Below are 22,364 nucleotides of genomic sequence, written 5' to 3'. Positions count from 1 at the left end.
TCTCTTTATTTAATCCGTTTTTTGTGAGTCTTTCATTAGTACAGGATAAAGAATAAGACCTAATACGAACAATCCAATTCCTAAGAAGAACGTTTTTAAGTCAGCAGTTCCTGTTTTGATAACCCAAATTGAGTATACAAATGCTAATGTAGTGATGATCCCGTCCTTTATTCGAGAACCAGGCATTATATCATACGTTTCTCCTGTAATAACCAGTTTGAATTGGTACAGAGTAGAAACAAGGTATGGAATTAAATAGGCTAATGTTGCTACGACGATAGCAAAACTATACGCTTCTGAAACAGTACCAGAAATCGTTGAAAATAAGAAGATTTGCGTCATTACATTTGTAATCAATAATGATTTTGAAGGACTACCTTTTTTATTTGTTTTCCCGAAAAACTTAGGGAAAAGTCCATTCTTTGCTGCCTGGTAAGGTACTTCTGAACTAACAACAATCCAGCCAACTGTAGATCCAAATAAAGATATAAGAGCGAGTAAAGCCATTATATATGCACCTTTATTTCCAATTGCTAAATTTAATGCGTCTACTAAAGGTTTTTGAGACTCTTTTAAAGCATCTTGCGGAAGAGCTCCCATTGTAAGTAAAGTAATTGACATGTAAATAAGAAGAGCGATAATTAATCCGAAAATCGTAGCTTTTTTTACATCGCGCTGTGATTTTGCACGATTAGAAAGCATAACTGCTGATTCAATACCGATAAATGCCCAGAGTGTTGCAATAGCAGCTGAATTGATTTGTCCACCTAATGAGATTGATTGTCCAGCTTCATTCATAAAGGTTTGACCATCTCCGAAATTAGAGGCGTTGAAAATGAATAATGTAATTACAATAAACATTGTAAATCCGATAATTTTTGCAATGGTAGCAAGTAGATTCATGTTTCCAGCTCGATCAATATTTTGAGAAAGAATATATTGAATTCCCCACAGCATAAGGCTACATACGAGGAAAGTTAACCCTTTTCCGAGTTCCAGTGAAAATCCATTTATTGAAAAAAGAATTTGCTTACTTTGTAAAACTGGAAAGAATGTTGATAAATATCCAGCAAAGGAAATAATAACAGATGCTGTTGCAGCCCAGTTAGCAGCCCAATATCCCCATGCCATACTATATCCTGCAACTTTACCAGCTTTTTTTGAAGGAAACATAGCTTGAGCATAGCTTTGTGGTCCAGCTTTTAATTCTGGTTTCCGAATCGCTAAATTTCCAAATACAAGTGCAATCATAAATACGCCAAGTCCTGTAATACTCCATGCGAGTGTAGAACCCATCGGACCTGATACTTGTGCTAAATTTGCTGGAAGCATAAATACGCCACCGCCAACCATATTCCCGATAACAAATGCTGTTAAAACCCATAATCCCCATTTTTTCGTTTCCATTTTTGTTAACTCCTTTGTAGTAAGTTTTGCTTAAACATCATTTTTTACTAGCTTTTTGACAATAAAAAAAGAGCCATGTAGATAAAAAATACCTACATGGCTCTTTGCCTAACGTAGGTACAACGGGAATAACCCTTGTACCTACGCGTAATTTTTCCGCTAGGTTTCAAGGGTTACGTATGATGATGATGTTTTTGTGCAAATGTAACTACAGTTGTTGTATAAGTAAGCATAGTTCTTTGCTCCCTTTCTCCTCTGATTTTGAAGTTAGTATACTACATGTTTTTTTGAATGAAAAGAAAAATATAAAAATTTTTATAAAAATACGTTTTAAAGATTAAATATTTACCTATATTTTTCTTGTACTGGAAAATAAGTGAGAGATTGGCAGAAGAGTGAAGCATGTTATAATACATATAGAATTAGAAGGTGACAAGGGGCTATTGTAGATGATGAGTAAGTATGAACAAATTTATACAGAAATCAGTAAATCTATTGATAATAAACAATTAAAAGAGGGATGCAAAATCCCATCAGAAACAGAATTAATGAAGCAGTATGAGGCAAGCCGAGGAACGGTAAGAAAAGCTGTAGATTTACTGCAAGAGCGTGGATATGTGCAAAAAATTCATGGAAAAGGTGTTTTTGTTTTAAAGCGAAAAAATATTGAATTTAATTTTGGCGGTATTGTAAGTTTCCAAGAAGAAAATGAACGTTTGGGACGTCATTGTATTACGGAAGTTGTGGAAATGGACAAAGAAAAAGCCACAAAAGAAATTGCGAAATTATTAAATGTAAAAGAAAAAACAGAGATTGACCATATTAAACGTGTACGAAATATTGATGGAGAAAAAGTAATTTTAGATATAAATCATTTTGTATCTGAGTTTATTCCAGGATTAACGAAAGAAATTGCAACTGCATCGATTTATAAATACATCGAGAAAGAGCTTGGGCTACATATTAGTTATTCGCAGAGGGTAATAGAAGTACAGCCATGTACAGAGGATGACAGAAAGTATTTAGATTTAAATGGAACAGACTATGTTGTCGTTGTGAAAAACTTTACACATTTGTATGATGGAAGTCAGTTTGAATATACAGAATCACGCCACCGTTTAGATATTTTTCACTTTTCGGATGTGGCACGCAGGAAGTAAAGAGGTGGAACAAAATATTGTTTCATCTCTTTTTTTTATAAAAAAAACACAAACTCGTATATACGAGTGTTGACTAACTTATATATACGAGTTAATATGTAATTGTAAACGGTATCAAAAAAAGAAAAGAGGGACGGGAATATGGGGAAAGACTATCGTAAAACAGCAGAGGAAGTGTTGCAGTATATTGGTGGGAAAGACAATATTGAACAAGCTGCACATTGTGTGACGAGGCTCCGTATCGCTTTAAAAGATGAAAGTAAAATAGATAATGATAAATTACAGTCTGTTTCATTAGTGAAAGGAGCGTTTCATAACGCTGGTATATTTCAAGTTGTAATTGGTCCAGGGGATGTAGATCGTGTTTACGCTGAATTGATAACGCTTGCAGGTATGAAAGAATCGACTGTAGCTGACGTAAAAGACTCTGGAAATCAGAAGTTAAATCCAGCTCAAAAGTTTGTAAAAATATTTTCGGATGTATTTATGCCGATATTACCAGCGATCGTAACAGCTGGTTTACTAATGGGTATTAACAATTTATTAGGGGCAAAGGACTTATTTTTTGATGGGAAAAATTTATTAGATGTTTATCCGAACTTAGGCGGGCTTTGGGATTTAATTAATATGATGGCCAATACAGCATTCGTATTCTTACCAGCACTTGTCGGGTGGTCAGCAACGAAGCGTTTTGGTGGTAGTCCAATACTAGGGATTGTTATGGGATTAATGCTTGTGCACCCGGCCTTATTAAACGCTTGGGACTATGGAAAAGCAGCGACTGGTTTAGAGGGTCAAAAGATTGAGTACTTCAATATTTTAGGACTGTTCCAAATTGAGAAGGTAGGATATCAAGGACAAATTTTACCTGTTTTAGTAGCAGCATTTGTATTAAGTAAAGTGGAAATTTTCTTAAAGAAACATGTACCAAATGCAATTCAATTATTAGTTGTACCAATTACAACAATCGTTGTGACAGGTGTGTTAGCATTAGGAATTATCGGTCCGGTTACACGTCATATTGGAGATTTATTAACAGTAGGATTAGTAGGTGTATATGAAACAGTACCAGTAGTTGGAGCAGTATTATTTGGAGCGTTATATGCACCGCTCGTAATTACAGGTATGCATCATATGTTTATTGCAATTGATTTACAATTGATTGCACAACATGGCGGTACATTTATTTGGCCGATGATCGCTCTTTCTAACATTGCGCAAGGTAGTGCGGCACTTGCGATGTTCTGGATTTCTAAAAATCAAAATGATAAAAGTATGGCATCAACATCAGCCATTTCAGCATACTTCGGTATTACAGAACCAGCGATGTTTGGTGTGAATTTACGAAATAAGTTCCCGTTCTATGCAGCGATTATAGGGTCTGCTGTGGCAGCGATATTCATTACATTAAATGGTGTATTAGCACCTGCTATCGGAATTGGCGGATTGCCAGCATTTATTTCTATCATTCCGAAATCGATTCCAATGTTTATTGTAGGAATGATTATTGCAGTTGTAATCCCATTTACTTTAACATGGTTATTTGCAAAAAGAGTCAAACAGAAGTAGGAGGAAGTTAAACATGAAGGATTGGCATAAAAGTGTAGTCTATCAAATTTATCCGAAGAGCTTTAATAGTTATTACAATAGAGAAACCGGGGATATAAAAGGTGTTACAGAGAAACTAGATTATTTAAAAGAACTCGGAGTGGATTATATATGGTTAACACCGATATACCAATCACCACAAAATGATAATGGATATGATGTAAGTGATTACTACAGCATTGATCCATCTTACGGAACGATGGAAGAGTTTGAAGAACTTTTAGCAGAAGCGAAAGTACGTAACATTGAGATTATGCTTGATATTGTTGTAAATCATAGTTCGACTGAACATAAGTGGTTTAAAGAAGCGAAGGAAGATAAAAATAGTCCATATCGTAATTACTATATTTGGCGTGATGAAAAAAATAATTGGCAGTCTAAGTTTGGTGGATCTGCTTGGAAATATGATGAGAAGACGGAGCAATATTATTTACATTTATTTGATGAAACACAAGCTGATTTAAATTGGGAAAATGAAAAACTTCGTGAAGAAGTATATGATATGATGCGTTTTTGGCTGGATAAAGGAGTAACAGGATTTCGATTAGATGTCATTAACTTAATTTCAAAAGACCAATGCTTCTTAAACGATGAAGGTAGTACTGCGACAAGTGATGGACGCAAGTATTATACAGATGGTCCGCGTGTTCATGAATATTTACAAGAGATGAACCGAAATGTTTTTGCAGGAAAAGATGTAATTACAGTTGGAGAAATGTCATCTACGACAATTGATAATTGTATTAAATATTCTAATCCTGAGCGTAATGAATTAAGCATGACGTTTAGTTTCCATCATTTAAAAGTAGATTATCCGAATGGTGATAAATGGACGAAAGCAGAGTTTGATTTTATTAAATTAAAAGAGATTATGTCTAACTGGCAAATTGAAATGCAAAAAGGCGGAGGATGGAATGCGTTATTTTGGTGTAATCATGACCAGCCTCGCATCGTGTCACGCTTTGGTGATGATGGAAAGTACCGAAACGAATCTGCAAAAATGTTAGCGACAGCCATGCACATGCTGCAAGGAACGCCTTATATTTATCAAGGGGAAGAAATCGGTATGACGAATCCTAAATTTGAGTCCATCGAGCAATATCGTGATGTGGAATCGTTAAATATATACGATATAAAGCTAAAAGAAGGGCTATCAAAAGAAGAGATTATAGGGATTTTAAAGCAAAAATCTCGTGACAACTCGCGCACTCCAATGCAGTGGAATGAAGCGATGAACAGTGGTTTTACAACAAGTACACCTTGGATTTCAGCGGCTGAAAACTTTAAAGAAATAAACGTAGAGAAGGCATTAGAAGATAAAGAGTCCGTATTTTATCATTATAAAAAGTTAATAGAACTTAGAAAAACATATGATGTAATTACAGAAGGAGAATATGCTATTTTGGATAAAAATGATCCTAAAATTTGGGCATATACTCGTACTACAGGAAGTGAAGTACTACTTGTTATAAATAACTTCTATGGAGAAGAAATAACGTACTCTGTACCAGCGCAAGTTCAATTAGATGGAATGAAACAAGAAATACTACTGTCGAATTATAAAGATGCTAGCAAGGATATTACAAAACTTAGCTTAAGACCATATGAATCAATTGTGTATCGATATACGAAATAAAAAGGTTGTATGCCGCATGGGCATACAACCTTTTATTTTAGGACACCACTGTACAAAATGTTTACCTCTACCTCAGGTTTGAATTTTACTTTTGCATAATCTTTATTCCAATTTTTCTTCTTCCATAAGTCAGGGTGGTAGGCGATAAGGTGTCTGCCGATACCGAAAGCATCACAGTTTGCTTTTTGTAACTTTTTCGTTATCTTTTTAGCTTCTTTCGTAAGTTGTTTAGACAATTCTTTATTTAGTTTTTTTCTTTCATCCATTTTGTAAAGATTATCTCTCGGAGCTTCAAGCGCTATAACTTTTAGTTGGAGCTTAATGTGAGCATAAACATTTCCTTTTTTATCTGTTGTTATTTTTAAGTCTCGTTTTAACTTTCGATTGCTTACTTCAATTGTAAGATAGTCAGATGTACTAGATGAATCGTTATTTGTAAGTTTTTGGGTTATGCGAGCGCTTTTCCCCATTTTATCAGTTAGTAATACGAAGAGTACCGATTGGCGTAAAGGTAAAAGTCCAGTTAATTTATCCTTGTTAAATAAAGCTATCCCATTGGTTACAACTTCTTTTCCTTTTAGCTTTATAGATGGGAGGGTGAAATCTTTTCCGGGATCTAACATTTTTGTAGCGGCCGTTTCTAAAGTTTCCTCTGGAAATATACTCATGTCTTCTAAACTCTGTACTTTTTTCTTTAAAAAGTCTCCAATTAATAAATTTCCTACCTTCTTTTGGGCAAGTATTTTATCCGTTTCCCCATCTACTGATATAAGTTTTACTAATGCGGTTGGATTTGTTGGGTCTCTAAATCCAACGTCTAAATAAGGGAGTATGCCTTTCTTTTGGATTTTCGTTCCCAATAGTTCTACTCCATATTTAAAATAACGAATATTACCAGTAACGTTTTTTCTCAAAGAATCACTTGTATCACGTATGTTATAGCCAGTTGCTGAATGTACTTCATTTTTAAATGAAGATTGATCCCCACTCGAACTCTTTACGAGCTCAATGGTTTGCTGCAGTTTATTTTCTTCTGTAATATCAAAGCCAATACTATAAGCTAATCTCGCATCTCTTAAAGGTTCTTGATCCCAACAACCAGAAAGAAGTGAGCCAGCGCACAATATGCTACATAATTTAATTGTTTTTTTGTGCATATGGAGCTCCTTTCTTATTTCTGAATAAGGAATAGAGAAGAAATAAAAAAGGTAGAATTACTATAAAAATATAGGTGAATTTATCAGTAAATGTAGCAAGTACTTTAAGCTCCTCAGGTGTATCTATAAATAAGGCTACACTAAAAGCAATAATACCAACGATTGGAACAGCTTTTTTATGATTAGCAAGATTGAATATATGTCCAATTCCTATTGAAGCAGCACAATAATAACTAGCGATGGAGGCTACAACAGTTATCATCCAAATTGGAATGAAAATTAGGTCTGTTCGGTCTATAATCCCAATATGGAGAGAGCGTAATAAGTAAGCAACTGGTTCCGGAATAAGCTCAACTTGTTTTGGACTAAATACAATAAAGCAAATCCAAACGGTAAAAGTGTAAAAAAGAGTTACAAATCCATTAGCGATAGAAATGGCCTTTAGCCGTGCAACAGGATTCCCATTTACTTTTGGAAAAGCGATCAGAATAATTTCAAAACCATACATAGCTGTAATGGTTTCCTTTGAAGCTTGAATAATATTCCACCATCCGGCTTCTGTAATTGGAAAAATATAAGAAAAATCAGCTCGTGAAAACCCTAGTGCAATTAAAAGAGCCATGGGCAAAATGAGAATAGAAGCCATGACATAAAATCTTACAATTACTTTAAATGTATTATAGGCTACATAGCAGCAAGCTATTGTAAATAGTATGAGAATTGCAGACCAAGGGGTTGCTTGCAAAACCCATACTTTAATGACATTACAAGCATTTAACATAACGGTCATACCGATAAGTGTGAAATAAAAAACATAAGCAAAGCCTAATAGTTTTCCAAACTTATTACCAAATAGCATACAAACACTTTCATACATATCTGCATCAGGAAATCGTTTTAAGAAAAGCCACATAAGTAAAATAATAAGCTGAATCGCAAACCCAGCGATGAGAGCAGAAATCCATCCGCCACCTTTTGCTATTGGGTGAAGACGGTTAGGTAAAGAAAGTATACCGACCCCAATTTGGCATTGAATAACGAAAAAGGTAAATTGAACAAGTGAAATTTTACTTTGCGTGTTTGTCACCGTCCTCATCCTCTCTCGTTACATGTTGGCGTTGCATTTTTTTCGGTTTTGGATCATGTGGTCGTTCCCAAAATGACCAAATTGGTAGTCTTACAAAAGAATCTTTCATATCTTTAATCCGCATTGGTGCAACAGGAGAAAGATATGGTGTATGGAAAGAATGAAGCTGACATAGGTGAACGAAAGTTATAATTAGACCGAATGATATTCCTACATATCCAAATATGGCAGCAAGGAGCATTAATGGAAAACGAAGAATTCGAACTGCTGAACTCATATCGTTTGATGGAACGAGAAAAGATGAGATTGCAGTTAAAGCTACAACGATAATCATTGTGTAAGAAACGAGTCCAGCTTTTACAATCGCATCACCAATTACTAAACCACCTACAATACCGATTGTTTGTCCAACTCGGCTTGGCAAGCGAATACCAGCTTCCCGTAATAATTCAAAGATTAATTCCATTAAGAGAGCTTCAAAAATAGGAGGAAGTGGTACTTTCTCTAATGAAGCTTTAATTGTATACACAAGTTCAAGCGGCAATACATCAGGATGAAAGGCTACGGTTGCGATATATATAGCTGGTAAGAGAAAAGCAATTAAGAAACTCACTAAGCGAATCATTCGGACGAAAGATCCAACAATCCAGCGGTTATTATAATCATCTGGTGATTGATAGAAAGCGAATAACGTAACAGGAACGATAAGTGCTGTTGGATCTCCGTCAGATAAAATAGCAACTCGGCCTTCCATTAAATTAGCGACAGTTCTATCTGGTCGCTCTGTATTTAATTGTTGTGGAAATGGTGAGAAAGAATTATCTTCTATAAATTCTTGTATATAACCTGGTGCCATAAGGGAATCGGTTTTTATAGTTTCTAACCTTCTTTTTACTTCAGTAACGAGATCGTCATTAGCTATGTTTTGCATATAAGCAATAGCTACTTTCGTGTGCATTTCTTCACCGAGTGTAAAATATTTAACAACTACATTTGGACTCTTAATGAGTTTACGAATAGAGGCTAAATTCGTTGCTAAATCTTCTACAAAACCAGTATGCGGTCCACGTACAATACCTTCATTATCAGGCTCTGTTATATCTCTTTTTAAAGATAGAGCTGTTTCAAAAATACAAAAGCTTTCGACTTGCTCATGGAAATATAATGATTTACCTTGTAATAAAAGCTGCACACCATAATTTAAATTCGTTTCTTTTTTCATATTTAATGTAGAAAAAGCTTTATCTAAAGCTAAGTCTGACCGTGTCAATAAAGGCTCAAGAGCTAACTGATGAATTAGATTTGGATCTGCTAAAGATTCGATATATAAGATTGTTCCTTTTCCATTTTGAAAAGGGAAATCTAATTTTTTTATATCATCAGAATGAGAAAGCTTATTTTCAATGTAATTAATGTTCTCCGGAAGTGATGGAAACATATGCTTTTTGTTATTATCTTGTTGTGAGTGCTTCTGTTCGGTCATACTTTCCATCTCCTTTACATTGAAATTATTTCTGTTAATTTTTGTTTTTTGTGAGAAAATTATGCTTGGATTTTTTAGAAAAGTAGGGAAATGGAAAGAACGTATATATTTGCGATATTAATATATATCTTTTGTACTATAGGAGAGTAAATCTAGCGGGATGCATAATTACATCATTTGATGAATAGGAAATTTAAGAAAAGCGATTTATAATACTAGTATTGTGTCTTGCCTTTTTAGGTACAGTACACAGCCGGTGATTGGCTAGTGGATGTTCTTCCATTTTGCCAGTGCCGGTTTTTTATTGGATAATAGGGAAAATGAAGTTTTTATAAAGAAAGAAGGGGTTGTTTTGAAGGATGTAAATTCTATCTTTATGAGAGAAAAGATTGCTAGTTCTTATCTTTATTTTATTTCTTTTCTTGGTTTGGTTACTATAACTATATCTTTACTTGAAATTAAAATCCCTTCTCATTCAACAATACTAATAATGTTGTTACTATTTATGGGGATTGCAGAGTATTTTCCTGTAAGATTTTGGAGAGGAACTAGCTCGCTTACTTTTCCGATAATCTATGCTATGAGTTGGCAGTTTGGAATCCATATAACTATTACTGCTATTGTACTCGTAACGCTAATTATTCACCTGCATCGTCGTTCACCGATACAAAGAATGTTATTTAATAGTACTCAGCATGCACTTAGTTTGATTTTGGCCGAATGGTTTTCAAACAAATGTATGTCCTTATTACTTAATAAGATAGTTATGTCAGTTCTATATGAAAATTTAATATCTTTGTTATTATTTTGCGTGTTTTTTTGTTTTTTCAACAATCGTTTTTACGATTTGTTGATGATACTTCTTCCACAGCCATATTCAATATATCAGTGGTATAAAAAAACTGTAACGGTATTTCTTTGCGAAACTTTTGGTTTCTCTTATGCGGCCCTGATGCATGTATTAATTAGTATATATAGTGTGGAAATAAACGAGATTACAGTACTGTTTTTCTTTTTTCCACTTGTAGCAGCTTCAGTTATTAGTTCTTTTTCTGTACGGATAAGGATGGAGAAGGAACGATTATATGAGTTATTTCTTATTACGACCGAAATTAGTCGAGGATTAACTGGAGGAAATTTGAAACATATTAAACAAGCACTTAAAGGTTTTTTTGGCATACAAGCATATGTAATATGGACAAAAGATGATGGGAACTGGAGTATTCTATTAAAAGATGGGAAAGTGCGCTCTCATATTTCTGATGATTCAGAAATATCAAGGGCGTTTGAGAAACTTTCTAAAAATCTTGTATTTAATGATTGGAAAATTGGTACGGCTCCTGGAGATGAAATATTTGATAGTGTTATACGCTCACTTGTATATTTTCCTCTTATAGTAAATGATGAATTAGTCGGAATGTTTGTTGCAGGGAAAAGTAGAAATGCGGGTTTCTTTCCAGAAGATGTACAGTCGTTAGCTACATTTTCTAACCAATTAGCTAACGTTGTTAAAACAAGGATATTGATTTCTGAACAGAAAAAAAGGATGATTTTAGAAGAAAGAAATAGAATTGCCCGTGAAATTCACGATGGTATTGCGCAAACATTAGCGGGGGTAATATTCCAACTAGAATCCGCACGGAAAAAATACCATGATAAACCAAAAGATATGCAGCAAGTAGTTGAGAAAAGCATAAAAGATTTAAGAGGAAGTCTAGGAGAAGTTCGCTATTCTATTTATGCTTTAAAACCATATCCGACACAACAATTAGGCCTTAAGCAGGCAATAGCAAGTAAAATAAAATCTTTAAAACGAGAATATGAACTAGACATTACCTATCATGAAAGAGGTCATGCACGTGCGCTTAGTTTTTCAAAAGAAAGAGTTATATTTGATACATTACAAGAGAGTTTGCAAAACATTGTAAAACATGCACAAGCAAAAAAGGCTGATGTTTTACTCAGTTATCAAAGTGAACACGTTCTTTTAAGGGTTAAGGATAATGGAGTTGGATTTTCACTATTTGAGTCTATGGTTAAAACAAAGAATGAGCCACATTATGGTATATTACATATGAATGAACAAGCTGACCAATTAGGGGCTACTTTACAGATTGATAGTTCTATAGGAAAGGGGACAGAAATTACACTGTTAATTCCAGATTCACAAACAAGGGGTGCGTAAAATGATTAAAATATTAGTAGTAGATGATCATGCTTTTTTACGGGATGCAATTCGGAGCATACTAGAAGATGAATCTGATATGAAAGTGGTTGGAGAAGCTAGCTCTGGGGATGAAGTATTGGGAAAAGTAGAAGAATGCGGACCAGATTGTATTTTGATGGATATTAACCTGCCAGGGAAAAATGGGATTGAAGCTACAGAGTTAGTGAAAAAAATTTATCCGAGTTGCCGAGTACTTGTGTTTACAATGTATGAACATGATGAGTATTTAATGGATGCACTTCAGGCCGGTGCTGATGGTTATTTATTGAAGGATTCCTCATCAGAGCAGGTAGTAGCAGCAATTCGAATGTTATATCGAGGTGATTCAGTTATTCATCCGCGTATGACTAAAAAATTAATTACATATCATCAGCAAAAAATGAAAGTAGAATCAAATGAAAATGAACTGACGGAACGTGAAAAGGAAATTCTCTTTGAACTAGTAAAAGGACTTAGTAATAAAGAAATTGCTGAAGTTTTATATATTAGTGATAAAACAGTTAAAATACACATCAATAAAATTTTTAAAAAACTAAATGTGAAAAGTCGATCGCAAGCAGTGATTTATGCAGTTCGAAATCAATTGGTTCCGCTAGATTAAATAAGAAATCTATCAAAGAACTATCGTGTCGATTTATTCTGTATCACAAAGAATAAAGGACAAGATAGTTCTTTTGTACTATGTAGGCATAGAATCCTTAGAGAAAAGATACTCCTTTTGTTTAATTTTCAGAATAATCAAAATGTGAAATAATAAAAATAGAATTACATTTTAATATTGTTAATAATTCATTTTATGAAAATCTTTTGTTGGAAATAAATGATGGGGGGCTCTTATAAAAAGAGTAAAGTGAGTGGTTAGCTATATGAGGTATGGGGATGGTAGTGGCGTTGGAAATCTTTCATGATACAAAAGATTGAGATTGATAGAGTTTCCGATGCTACATGGGAATTTAAGAATCAATTTGTTTCAAAAAATAATATTAATAATGGGGAGATGCAATATGAAACGAGGGAAATTTGGAAAGGTTCTTATTGGAACGTTAACAGTTGGAATGTTATTGTCTCAAGGGATTCCATATAACGTATTAGCGGAAGAGGTAAATACATCTACTTTAACTGGAATTGATGATGCAGATGCTATCTTAAAAGGCCTTACAAAGGAACAACGTAATGCCTTAAAAACGTTAGATACAAAACCAGGTTTTGTTATTTCGCCAGGTATCAATACAGCAAGTCCTAATAATGTAAATGTGATTATAGAATTTAAGCAAGCGCCTAGCAAAATTGAGGTATTAAAACAAGCGGCTAAAGGGAAAAAGATAGCTCTTTCAAATGCGGAACAAAAGGTAGAGGCATCACATAAAGGGTTTAAAGCAGAGCTTGAACAGCTTCAAAAGAATAAAGAGAAAGGGACAAATGTAAAATCTGCAAAGATAACAAGAGAATATAAGAATGCTTTTAATGGTGTAGCGATTTCTTTACCAGCAAATATAATCGAAGACTTAGTTCGTACCGGTATCGTTAAGCGCGTATGGGAAGATCATGAGGTTAAAATTGATTTGCCGAAAGAAACAGCTAAGACTGCTGTTGAACCAAAAATGGCAGATAGTGTACCACAAATTGGTGTAGACAAGCTACATGATGAAAAAATAACAGGAAAAGGAATTAAGGTAGGTGTACTAGACACAGGTATTGATTACAACCACCCGGATTTGAAAGATGCATATAAAGGGTATCGTGCAAAACAAGGTGAAGATCCAACTAAAATAGATCCGAACTCAATAAAAGGATGGGACTTTGTTAATAATGATGCTGATCCAATGGAGACAACGTATAAGGATTGGCAAAATTCTGGAGGATATCCTGAGATTTATGAGGGAAGTGCATATTATACATCCCACGGTACGCATGTAGCTGGGACAATTGCTGCAGACAAACAGAATAGTGTGGATTATGCAGTGAAGGGCGTTGCTCCAGATGTAGACTTATATTCATATCGCGTATTAGGTCCATATGGAAGTGGACAAACAAGCGGTATTCTTGCTGCGATTGATAAAGCAGTGAAAGACGATATGGATGTTATCAATTTATCACTAGGAGCGTCTATTAATGATCCTTTATATCCTACTTCTGTTGCAGTGAACAATGCGATGTTAGCAGGTGTTGTTACAGTAGTAGCAGCTGGTAATAGTGGTCCGGAAGAAGGTACTATAGGATCACCTAGTGCAGCAGCACTTCCAATTACAGTTGGAGCCAGTGACGCTGCAGTGAATATTCCAACGTTTTCCGCCGATGCAGGTGATGTACATGTAGATAAGATGATGCTACTTGGAAAAAGCTTTACTGATAAGATTGAAGATTTGAAAGGACAATCCTTATCGGTTGTATATGCAGGGCTTGGGAAATCAGGTGATTTTACAGGGAAAGATGTAAAAGGGAAGTTAGCTCTTATCCAACGTGGTGAGATTACATTTGATGAAAAAATTAAAAATGCTAAGGAAGCAGGCGCAAAGGCGGTAATTGTATACAACAATGTAGATGGGGAAATTACAAGTTATCTTGGGGAAAGTACTTCATCTATTCCATCGTTCCGCTTAACAAAAGTAGATGGTGAGAAATTGCAAGCAAAAGCTGTACAAGGAGATGTGTCGTTAGCATTTGGAGAACTTAGTAATATAAAAACAGAGGGAGATCACTTGGCTGATTTCAGCTCCCGTGGTCCTGCAACTAAAACAGATGATATTAAGCCAGATATTGTAGCACCAGGTGTGTCTATTTTCTCAACTGTTCCTGAATATATTAATGATCCAAAAGATGGAGAAAATTATCCGGTAGCGTATGGACGTATGTCAGGTACATCTATGGCAACTCCTCATACTGCAGGGGTAGCGGCACTTATTTTACAAGAACATCCAAACTATAGTCCATTTGAAGTAAAAGAAGCACTTATGAATACCGCAGTTGACCTAAAAGAAGAGCGTTCTGTATTTGAGGTGGGCTCTGGACGAATTGATGCATATCGTGCAGTTCATGCAGATACATCTATCGAGGTTATCGATAAAACATCAAACGTTGTAGATGATGAAGAAGTAGAAATTGAAGAAAAAACAGGTTCTATTGCGTTTGGGTATAAAAATCAAATTGAAAATGGGCCTATTAAAGATAGTCGAAAAGTCTTAATTAAGAACAGCAGTAAAACTGATGGAAAAGAGTTTAAATTAGAAGTAGAGTTTTCATCTACAAGTGTAGGTGTGCAAGATGCAGCGAAGAATGGTGTGAAGCTAAATGTACCAGATTCTATTAAAGTAGCTCCTAGTACATCAGAGGAAATTAGCCCTGAAATTATCATTCCAGAAAACGCTGAATTTGGTAGATATGAGGGCTATATTCATATTTCAAATAAAAACAATGAAAAAGAAGTATATCAAGTACCATTTGCAGTTAAATTCACAGAAAAAGGGATTGCGTCTGTAGATTTACTGAGAGATGCAATGGCAACAGATGCATCTAAATTCCATCCGTTTATGGAGAGACCAAGTTCGCCTTTGACATTTAAACTAAATAGTCCTCTTGAAACTATTGATGCAGTTGTGAAGGACCGAAAGACAGGAAAGGCATTAGGAGTCGTTGGTACACTTAATGCAAGTAGTCTAACACCGAATATTGAATATATGATGTTTTCTGGTATGGGAGGGTATGTACTTCCATTCACAGGAGATCCAGCTCATCCAATTGGGGATAAACCTGTTATGTTGCCTGATGGAGATTACGAATTGAACTTCGTTGGATATGATAAAGAAGGAAAATCGTATACAAAAGGCGATAGCATTATCATTGATAATGTTATACCGGAAATGAAATTTAAGGATGTACAACCTGGTATACATGAAGTCAATGATTCTATGTTTAAAGAAGAAGACGGCCAACGTGCATTATGGGTGCATGGTAATATTTATGATTCTACAGTAGATGCATTGAAGGCAAAAGGCTTGCAGTATGATCAAAAAGCGAACCAAATTGTATATTATCAAAACTCAGCCTTTCCATCAGGTTGGCTGAATACAATTCAAGCAAATGGTGATTTTAAATTTGGAGTACTTCCAGAGGAAATAAACGAGCCGTTAAATTTAAAATTATTTGGATATGATCTTGCAACTGCAGGGAATATGGCAACTGGATATAAAGATTACGTCTTTGTAAAGGAAGGGACAGAATACGCTGTTCCAAGTTATGACAAAGATAAAATCAAATTAGGAGAGAAAATTACATTAACTTTGAATCTTAATAATGTAAAACAGCTTATGTCAGGTACATTTGAAATTCCTTATTACAAGCAGCTCTTTAAATTTACAGATGTGAAACCAAATCCAGCACTTACGGAATATGTAAAACAACATGGACTGAACCTTAAATTAGAAGATCCGAAGATAAGTGAAGAAGGAGCTTGGGAAAACAAGGTGAAAGTTGGGGCATCATTAGAAGGAAAAGAATTTAAAGGATTAGATGGAGATACACCATTTTTAGATGTTACATTCGAGATGACGAACGATGAATACTTTAATGATTTAACTGCATTTGGAGTAGAGAAGTTCTCTTATACAAAAGCTGTTGCATCAGAAGGCATTGAGATTCCTGCGTTTAAAGATAAATCTTTTGCTATTGTTTCGAAACATTCAACGATTACAGGGTATATTGGCCCGGAAGCTTTCTTGAATGAAGAGGGGTATTTAGGTAAGAAAGACTATACAAAACTAGGAGCAAAAGTGTACGCAGTTGGCAAGGATGGAAAGAAATATACAGGAACGATTGGTGATAACGGGCAATTTGAAATTCATAGTGTCCCAGTAAGCGATAAAGAATATGATATTTTCGTAGAAATGCCAGGTCATTTAAATAGTAAATTAACAACAAAAATAGGGAAGGTGCAAGACGGTGAATTAGTGGGACAAAACTTTAGAGTTGACATGGATGATAACCTTGCAGGTGATGTAAATGGAGATAAAATGGTAGACATTCAAGATGCTAGAATAGCAGCTTTATCGTATGGAAAAGGAAAAGTATCTGTAAAAGATGGAGATATAAATCAAGATGGTGTTGTAGATGAAACAGATATTCGTTTTATTGAGAAAAACTTCTTGAAAAAGAGTCCAGATGCTAAAGAAAATCAGAAACCGAAAGAAAATGTAGGTCCAGTGACATTAGATAAAATCTTACGCTCTATTGGCTTAGAACCAAAAAAATAAGTGGGCAAACTTCTAGAGTAAATAATGCAATCAGACAATGAATAGTAAATGAAATGAGATTGGCTAACAAATAACCGGTAATGATTTACGGTAACATTACCGGTTATTTTAAAAGTAATAGTCGTTTTGATATATGAAGTAACTAGTTTAAATTTGGTTCACTTTCGCTGTGGGACAAGGTAGTTGCTTAAATTATTTTGTGGGATGGAAATAAGGTTTGTAGTTTGAACTTTAAAAATAGGGGGACTTGTGAAATGAGTATTAAGAAAAAACTTGGTATGGGTGTTGTAACTGCAGCACTTGGCTTATCTTTAATTGGCGGGGGAACATATGCGTATTTTAGTGATAAGGAAGTGTCACAAAACACTTTTGCAGCGGGTACTTTAGATTTGAGTGTGAACCCTGAAGTTGTTATTAATGTCGATAATATTAAACCAGGTGATGAAATGGAGCGTGGTTTTCAATTAGTAAACAAAGGAACTTTAGCAATAGGAGATGTGAAACTCCTGACAGATTACAGTGTAATCGATGCTAAAGGAGATAATGGAAATGCTGATTTTGGTGATCATATCCGTGTTGATTTCTTGTGGAATTTGGATAAAAATGAGGTTCCAATTTGGTCTACTACATTATCTGAATTAAAGGTATCTACGCAAAATGGAAGTATTCCTGATCTTGTACAAAAAGGTGTTGTAGACCGAGAAGGAAATGGACTTGCTCCTGGTGATGATGATACTTTCTATGTAATGTTCACATTTGTAGATAATAATGCAGAGCAAAATGTATTTCAAGGAGATTCATTAAAATTAAATTGGACTTTCAATTCAATGCAGACAAAAGGTGAAGAGAAATAAAAATAAATGTTATATACGAGAATCAATTGATGAAGAATTGATAAATAAAACTTTTAATAATGTAAAGGTTGATTTAGTGAATCAACCTTTTTTGTTTTTAGATTATTCATAGCAGTACTTCTCACCTTTGTGTCGAATTAAGAAGATATATAGGAGGGATACATATGGAAATAGCTGTAGAACGTGTTTTTACAAAAGAGATTTTAAAAACAGCAGCGAATTTGTTTCATGTAACAGTGGAAGAAAAGCCACTTGGAGATTTTGAGAATTATATTTTTAAGGCGAAGGGTGATAATGATGAAGATTACGTATTACGTTTAACACATTCTTCTCATCGCTCTAAACAAGAGGTAGAGGCTGAACTAGATTTTTTACGATATGTTGCGGAGAATGGGGCAAAGGTAGCAGGACCTCTTTATTCAACGTCTCAAAATCTTGTAGAAGAAATCGCAGCAGAGGATGGGACTTTCTTTTTCGCTTCCTTATTTACATATGCAAAAGGTGAGCAAGTAAAAGGAGAAGAATCGCCTTATTGGGGAAATGCTTATTTTGAAGCGTGGGGAAAAGCGATTGGACAACTGCATCGACTTACAATGGATTATCCTAAAACAGACTACCGTGAAACGTGGGAAGAAGACGAAAGTGGAATTGTTAATGAATTAGAAGATGAGAAAGTGAAAGAGGTTGCTGCTGTATTAATGGGGGAAATAAAGACTCTTCCAATTGGAAGAGAAACATTCGGCCTTATGCATGGCGATATTCATCCAGGTAATTTCCATTATGATGGGAAAGAGCTTACAATCTTTGATTTTGATGATGCGGCCTATAATTACTTCATTCATGATTTGGCAATGGTTCTTTATTACTCGGTCCTTTTTACACCGTGGACAGTGGAGGAGAAGACGACATTCGCTCGTAAACAGTTACAAGTGTTAAGAAAAGGATACGAATATGAGCACAGGCTGGCGGATAGTTGGTATGAATCGTTACCACTATTTTTACGCTTACGTGATATAGGTTTATATGGAACGCTTCAAAAGAAGTTTAAAGGGAAAGATATGCCTGATAATTTCTTGAAATTATCGGAAGAGCTATACGGAAGAATTATCAAAAAAGAAGCAATTGTGAATATATAATACATTTAGTTCAAAACAAAGTATATAAAACAAATATATACTTTGTTTTTTTATACAAAAATATGTTTACTTTATTAAAATAATATTGTCCTAGATTCGGTATACACTTATAATTTTATATATATTCTGAATATTCTTTATAAAAAGAGGAGGGGGAATGTTGGAAGCTATCGTAAGTTGGATCAATAATATTGTTTGGAGTCCAGCACTTGTTTATTTATGTTTAGGAGCAGGTTTATATTTTTCCATTCGAACGAGGTTTTTACAAGTAAGGCATGTAGGAGAAATGGTGAAGCTTACATTTCAAGGAGAAAAATCGGATGCTGGTGTTTCTTCGTTCCAGGCGTTAGCACTTTCTTTATCAGGGCGCGTTGGAACAGGAAATATTGCGGGTGTTGCAACGGCTGTTGCATTTGGTGGTCCAGGAGCTGTCTTTTGGATGTGGGTGGTAGCTTTTCTAGGAGCAGGTTCTGCTTATGTAGAATCGACACTTGCACAAATATATAAGACGAAGCATCAAGGCCAATTCCGTGGTGGTCCAGCTTATTACATTGAAAAAGGGTTAGGGGTTAAATGGTATGCATTAGTATTCGTTGCAGCAACAATTCTTGCAACGGGGATGCTGTTACCGGGTGTTCAGGCAAATAGTATTGCTGTAAGTTTGGAAACAGCTTTCGGTATTAATACTTCTGTATCTGGAGCGGTATTAGTAGTGGCATTAGCGCTTATTATTTTTGGTGGAGTTAAGCGAATTGTTAACGTAGCGCAAGTTGTAGTGCCATTTATGGCGCTTGGTTATATTTTAGTAGCTTGCGTCATTGTTGCTATGAATATTGAAAAATTACCAGATGCTTTCATGTTAATTTTAAAAAGTGCATTTGCATTAGAAGCAGCTTTTGGTGGAATTATTGGTTTAGCAATCTCTTGGGGAGTAAAACGTGGTATTTATTCCAATGAAGCAGGGCAAGGAACTGGGGCCCATGCGGCGGCAGCTGCTGAAGTATCACATCCAGCTAAACAAGGGTTAGTACAAGCATTTTCCGTTTACATTGATACATTATTCGTCTGTTCAGCAACAGCATTTATGATGATTATTACAGGCATGTATAACGTATTTGATGCAAGCGGAAAAAACTTTATCGTCAATAAATTAAATGGTGCACAGCCGGGTCCTGGTTATACACAGGCAGCGGTAGAATCTGTTTTCCCTGGATTTGGAAATGGTTTCGTTGCAATCTCTTTACTATTCTTCGCGTTTACAACAATTATGGCGTATTACTACATTGCAGAAACGAATATTGCATACTTAAATCGTGATAAAGACCGTCCTTGGATGTCCATCGTACTAAAATTTGTATTCTTAGGAGTCGTATTCTATGGTTGTGTAAAAACAGCTGCAACAGCATGGGCTTTAGGTGACATTGGTGTAGGGATTATGGCATGGGTTAACATTATCGCGATTTTACTACTACAAAAACCAGCATTGATCGCATTAAAAGACTATGAAAAGCAGAAAAAAGAAGGTAAAGATCCAGTATTTGATCCGCAGGAATTAGGAATTAAAAATGCTGATTTCTGGGAGCATGAATACGGGAAAGATAAGAAAGAAGAAGTATCTTAACAGAATAGAAATGAAGAAGCAAAGGGGAAACTCTTTGCTTTTTTTTATGGACAAATTGAAGCTAAAAGTTATTTTTGGGACTGTTTTTGAATATAAAAAGAATGTACATGCTTTGTTAGGGGAAGGGGTGAGTATGTTGATAGAGTTTCGTAACGTAAATAAATATTATGGCAACTTTCAAGTTTTGAAAAATATTAATGTGCAAGTGAAAAAAGGCGAAGTGGTAGTAGTAGTTGGTCCTTCAGGATCAGGAAAAAGCACGTTGCTTCGGTGTATAAATCAGCTAGAGACAATTACCGACGGAGAATTAATCGTACAAAATACGGAGGTACACAATGCAAAAACAGATATGAATGAATTACGCCGAAATATCGGGATGGTTTTTCAGCATTTTTATTTATACCCGCATAAAACGGTTCTTCAAAATATTACACTAGCACCTATTAAAGTAAATAAAGTTTCCAAAGAAGAAGCAGAAAAAACAGCAATGTTTTATTTAGAGAAAGTAGGAATCCCGGAGAAGGCTAATGTATATCCGCATCAACTATCCGGAGGACAACAGCAAAGGGTAGCAATTGCTAGAGGACTTGCGATGCAGCCGGAAATTATGCTATTCGATGAGCCTACGTCTGCTCTTGATCCGGAGATGATTGGGGAAGTACTTGATGTTATGAAAACGCTAGCTAAAGAAGGGATGACGATGGTCGTCGTCACGCATGAGATGGGATTTGCACGTGAGGTAGCAGATCGGATTTTATTTATGGATGATGGTCAAATTATCGAAGATACAACACCGGCGCAATTTTTTGCAAATCCTGAACAAGAAAGAGCTCGTTTATTTTTAAGTCGGGTGCTAAATCATTAGAGGAGGAATTTCATGCTTAAAATGAAAAAGTTGTTTACGTTAATCGTATTTTCATGTTTATTCGTACTTGTCGTTGCTGGGTGCGGAAGTAAAAAAGATGAGGCGAAAGAAACGAATACGAAGCAAGGCGGGGCTGTTGAACAAATTAAGAAGCGCGGGAAACTAGTAGTTGGAGTGAAGAATGATACGAACTTATTTGGCTTGAAAAATCCTTCAACAGGGCAGGTAGAAGGATTTGATGTTGATATCGCAAAGGCGCTTGCGAAAAAAATCCTTGGAGATGAAAAGAAACTAGAATTAAAAGAAGTAACGTCTAAAACGCGTATTCCACTACTGAAAAACGGTGACATTGATGCAATTATCGCAACAATGACAATTACGGAAGAACGTAAAAAAGAAGTTGATTTTTCAGATGTATATTTTAAAGCAGGGCAATCGTTACTTGTGAAAAAAGGAAGCAATATTAAGAGTATTGATGATATAAAACAAGGTGTGAAAGTATTAGCTGTAAAAGGCTCAACATCTACAAATAACATTCGTCAAAAGTCACCAGAAGCGACTGTATTAGAATTTGAAAATTACAGTGAGGCGTTTACGGCGTTAAAAGCAGGAAAAGGTGATGTTTTAACGACAGATAATGCAATTCTTTACGGCATGGCAAAACAAGATTCAAATTATGAAGTTGTAGGGAAAATTTTCACGGATGAACCGTACGGAATTGCAGTGCAAAAAGGTGCAGATGATTTAACGAAAGAGATTAATAGCTTGCTAAAAGATATGAAAGCGAATGGAGAATACGATAAATTGTATGAGAAATGGATTGGTCAAAAACAAGAAAAATAAAGTGACACTTAATTGGAATAAATAATAAGAGTGA

At 35.2% G+C, this 22,364-nt stretch carries 15 protein-coding genes; 11 read left to right on the top strand and 4 right to left on the bottom strand.

Going from position 1 to position 22,364, the window contains the following annotated elements:
• Positions 1-9 precede the first annotated feature (9 nt).
• A complete protein-coding gene (locus IBT51_RS19405; protein ID WP_000448446.1) occupies positions 10-1,407 on the bottom strand; it encodes an amino acid permease in 1,398 nt (465 codons plus the stop codon).
• A gap of 449 nt (positions 1,408-1,856) precedes the next feature.
• Here IBT51_RS19405 and treR point away from each other — a divergent pair, with 449 nt between their 5' ends.
• The 3 genes from treR (at position 1,857) to treC (ending at position 5,811) form a co-directional block, all read left to right on the top strand.
• Positions 1,857-2,567 (top strand): trehalose operon repressor, encoded by a 711-nt coding sequence (gene treR, locus IBT51_RS19400; protein ID WP_000987242.1) that lies wholly within the window; start codon positions 1,857-1,859, stop codon positions 2,565-2,567.
• A 141-nt stretch (positions 2,568-2,708) separates the two neighbouring features.
• A complete protein-coding gene (gene treP / locus IBT51_RS19395) occupies positions 2,709-4,136 on the top strand; it encodes a PTS system trehalose-specific EIIBC component (protein WP_000513942.1) in 1,428 nt (475 codons plus the stop codon).
• A 13-nt stretch (positions 4,137-4,149) separates the two neighbouring features.
• Positions 4,150-5,811: an alpha,alpha-phosphotrehalase gene (treC, locus tag IBT51_RS19390; protein ID WP_053565259.1), complete on the top strand. Its 1,662-nt coding sequence runs from the start codon at positions 4,150-4,152 to the stop codon at positions 5,809-5,811.
• A 32-nt stretch (positions 5,812-5,843) separates the two neighbouring features.
• Here treC and IBT51_RS19385 read toward each other — a convergent pair whose 3' ends face one another.
• The 3 genes from IBT51_RS19385 to gerKA are packed head-to-tail and all read right to left on the bottom strand — an operon-like array spanning position 5,844 to position 9,538.
• Complete coding sequence (locus IBT51_RS19385; protein ID WP_098678234.1) at positions 5,844-6,968, bottom strand: Ger(x)C family spore germination protein; 1,125 nt, start codon at positions 6,966-6,968, stop codon at positions 5,844-5,846.
• Complete coding sequence (locus tag IBT51_RS19380) at positions 6,949-8,055, bottom strand: GerAB/ArcD/ProY family transporter (protein WP_088022957.1); 1,107 nt, start codon at positions 8,053-8,055, stop codon at positions 6,949-6,951. The genes IBT51_RS19385 and IBT51_RS19380 overlap by 20 nt, the downstream gene beginning before the upstream one ends.
• Positions 8,036-9,538 carry a spore germination protein GerKA gene (gerKA, locus tag IBT51_RS19375; RefSeq protein ID WP_200458537.1) on the bottom strand — a complete coding sequence of 501 codons (1,503 nt, stop codon included), beginning with the start codon at positions 9,536-9,538 and terminating at the stop codon, positions 8,036-8,038. The genes IBT51_RS19380 and gerKA overlap by 20 nt, the downstream gene beginning before the upstream one ends.
• Positions 9,539-9,890: 352 nt before the next feature.
• On the opposite strand from gerKA, the gene IBT51_RS19370 reads away from it, so the two are divergent.
• The 8 genes from IBT51_RS19370 (at position 9,891) to glnH (ending at position 22,330) form a co-directional block, all read left to right on the top strand.
• Positions 9,891-11,723, top strand: coding sequence for a GAF domain-containing sensor histidine kinase (locus IBT51_RS19370; protein WP_069356605.1), 1,833 nt, complete (start codon positions 9,891-9,893; stop codon positions 11,721-11,723).
• 1 nt (position 11,724) lies between these two features.
• Positions 11,725-12,366, top strand: a complete 642-nt coding sequence (locus tag IBT51_RS19365) for a response regulator (protein ID WP_000590668.1) — start codon at positions 11,725-11,727, stop codon at positions 12,364-12,366.
• Positions 12,367-12,769: 403 nt separating this feature from the next.
• Positions 12,770-17,011, top strand: a complete 4,242-nt coding sequence (locus tag IBT51_RS19360) for a S8 family serine peptidase (protein WP_000820243.1) — start codon at positions 12,770-12,772, stop codon at positions 17,009-17,011.
• Positions 17,012-17,265: 254 nt separating this feature from the next.
• Entirely contained in the window at positions 17,266-17,865 is a 600-nt protein-coding gene (locus IBT51_RS19355; protein ID WP_000023366.1) for a TasA family protein, read from the top strand.
• A 164-nt stretch (positions 17,866-18,029) separates the two neighbouring features.
• Positions 18,030-19,001 (top strand): phosphotransferase enzyme family protein, encoded by a 972-nt coding sequence (locus tag IBT51_RS19350; protein ID WP_098235145.1) that lies wholly within the window; start codon positions 18,030-18,032, stop codon positions 18,999-19,001.
• Between the two features lie 160 nt (positions 19,002-19,161).
• Complete coding sequence (locus tag IBT51_RS19345) at positions 19,162-20,622, top strand: alanine/glycine:cation symporter family protein (RefSeq protein WP_200458536.1); 1,461 nt, start codon at positions 19,162-19,164, stop codon at positions 20,620-20,622.
• 136 nt (positions 20,623-20,758) lie between these two features.
• Positions 20,759-21,487, top strand: coding sequence for an amino acid ABC transporter ATP-binding protein (locus IBT51_RS19340; RefSeq protein ID WP_176549488.1), 729 nt, complete (start codon positions 20,759-20,761; stop codon positions 21,485-21,487).
• Positions 21,488-21,499: 12 nt separating this feature from the next.
• Positions 21,500-22,330 (top strand): glutamine ABC transporter substrate-binding protein GlnH, encoded by an 831-nt coding sequence (gene glnH, locus IBT51_RS19335; protein ID WP_000916477.1) that lies wholly within the window; start codon positions 21,500-21,502, stop codon positions 22,328-22,330.
• The last annotated feature ends 34 nt before the right edge of the window (positions 22,331-22,364 follow it).

This window comes from Bacillus sp. S71 (genome assembly GCF_016625265.1).
Taxonomy (GTDB): domain Bacteria; phylum Bacillota; class Bacilli; order Bacillales; family Bacillaceae_G; genus Bacillus_A; species Bacillus_A cereus.
This window is presented reverse-complemented; position numbering and strand designations above follow the sequence as displayed.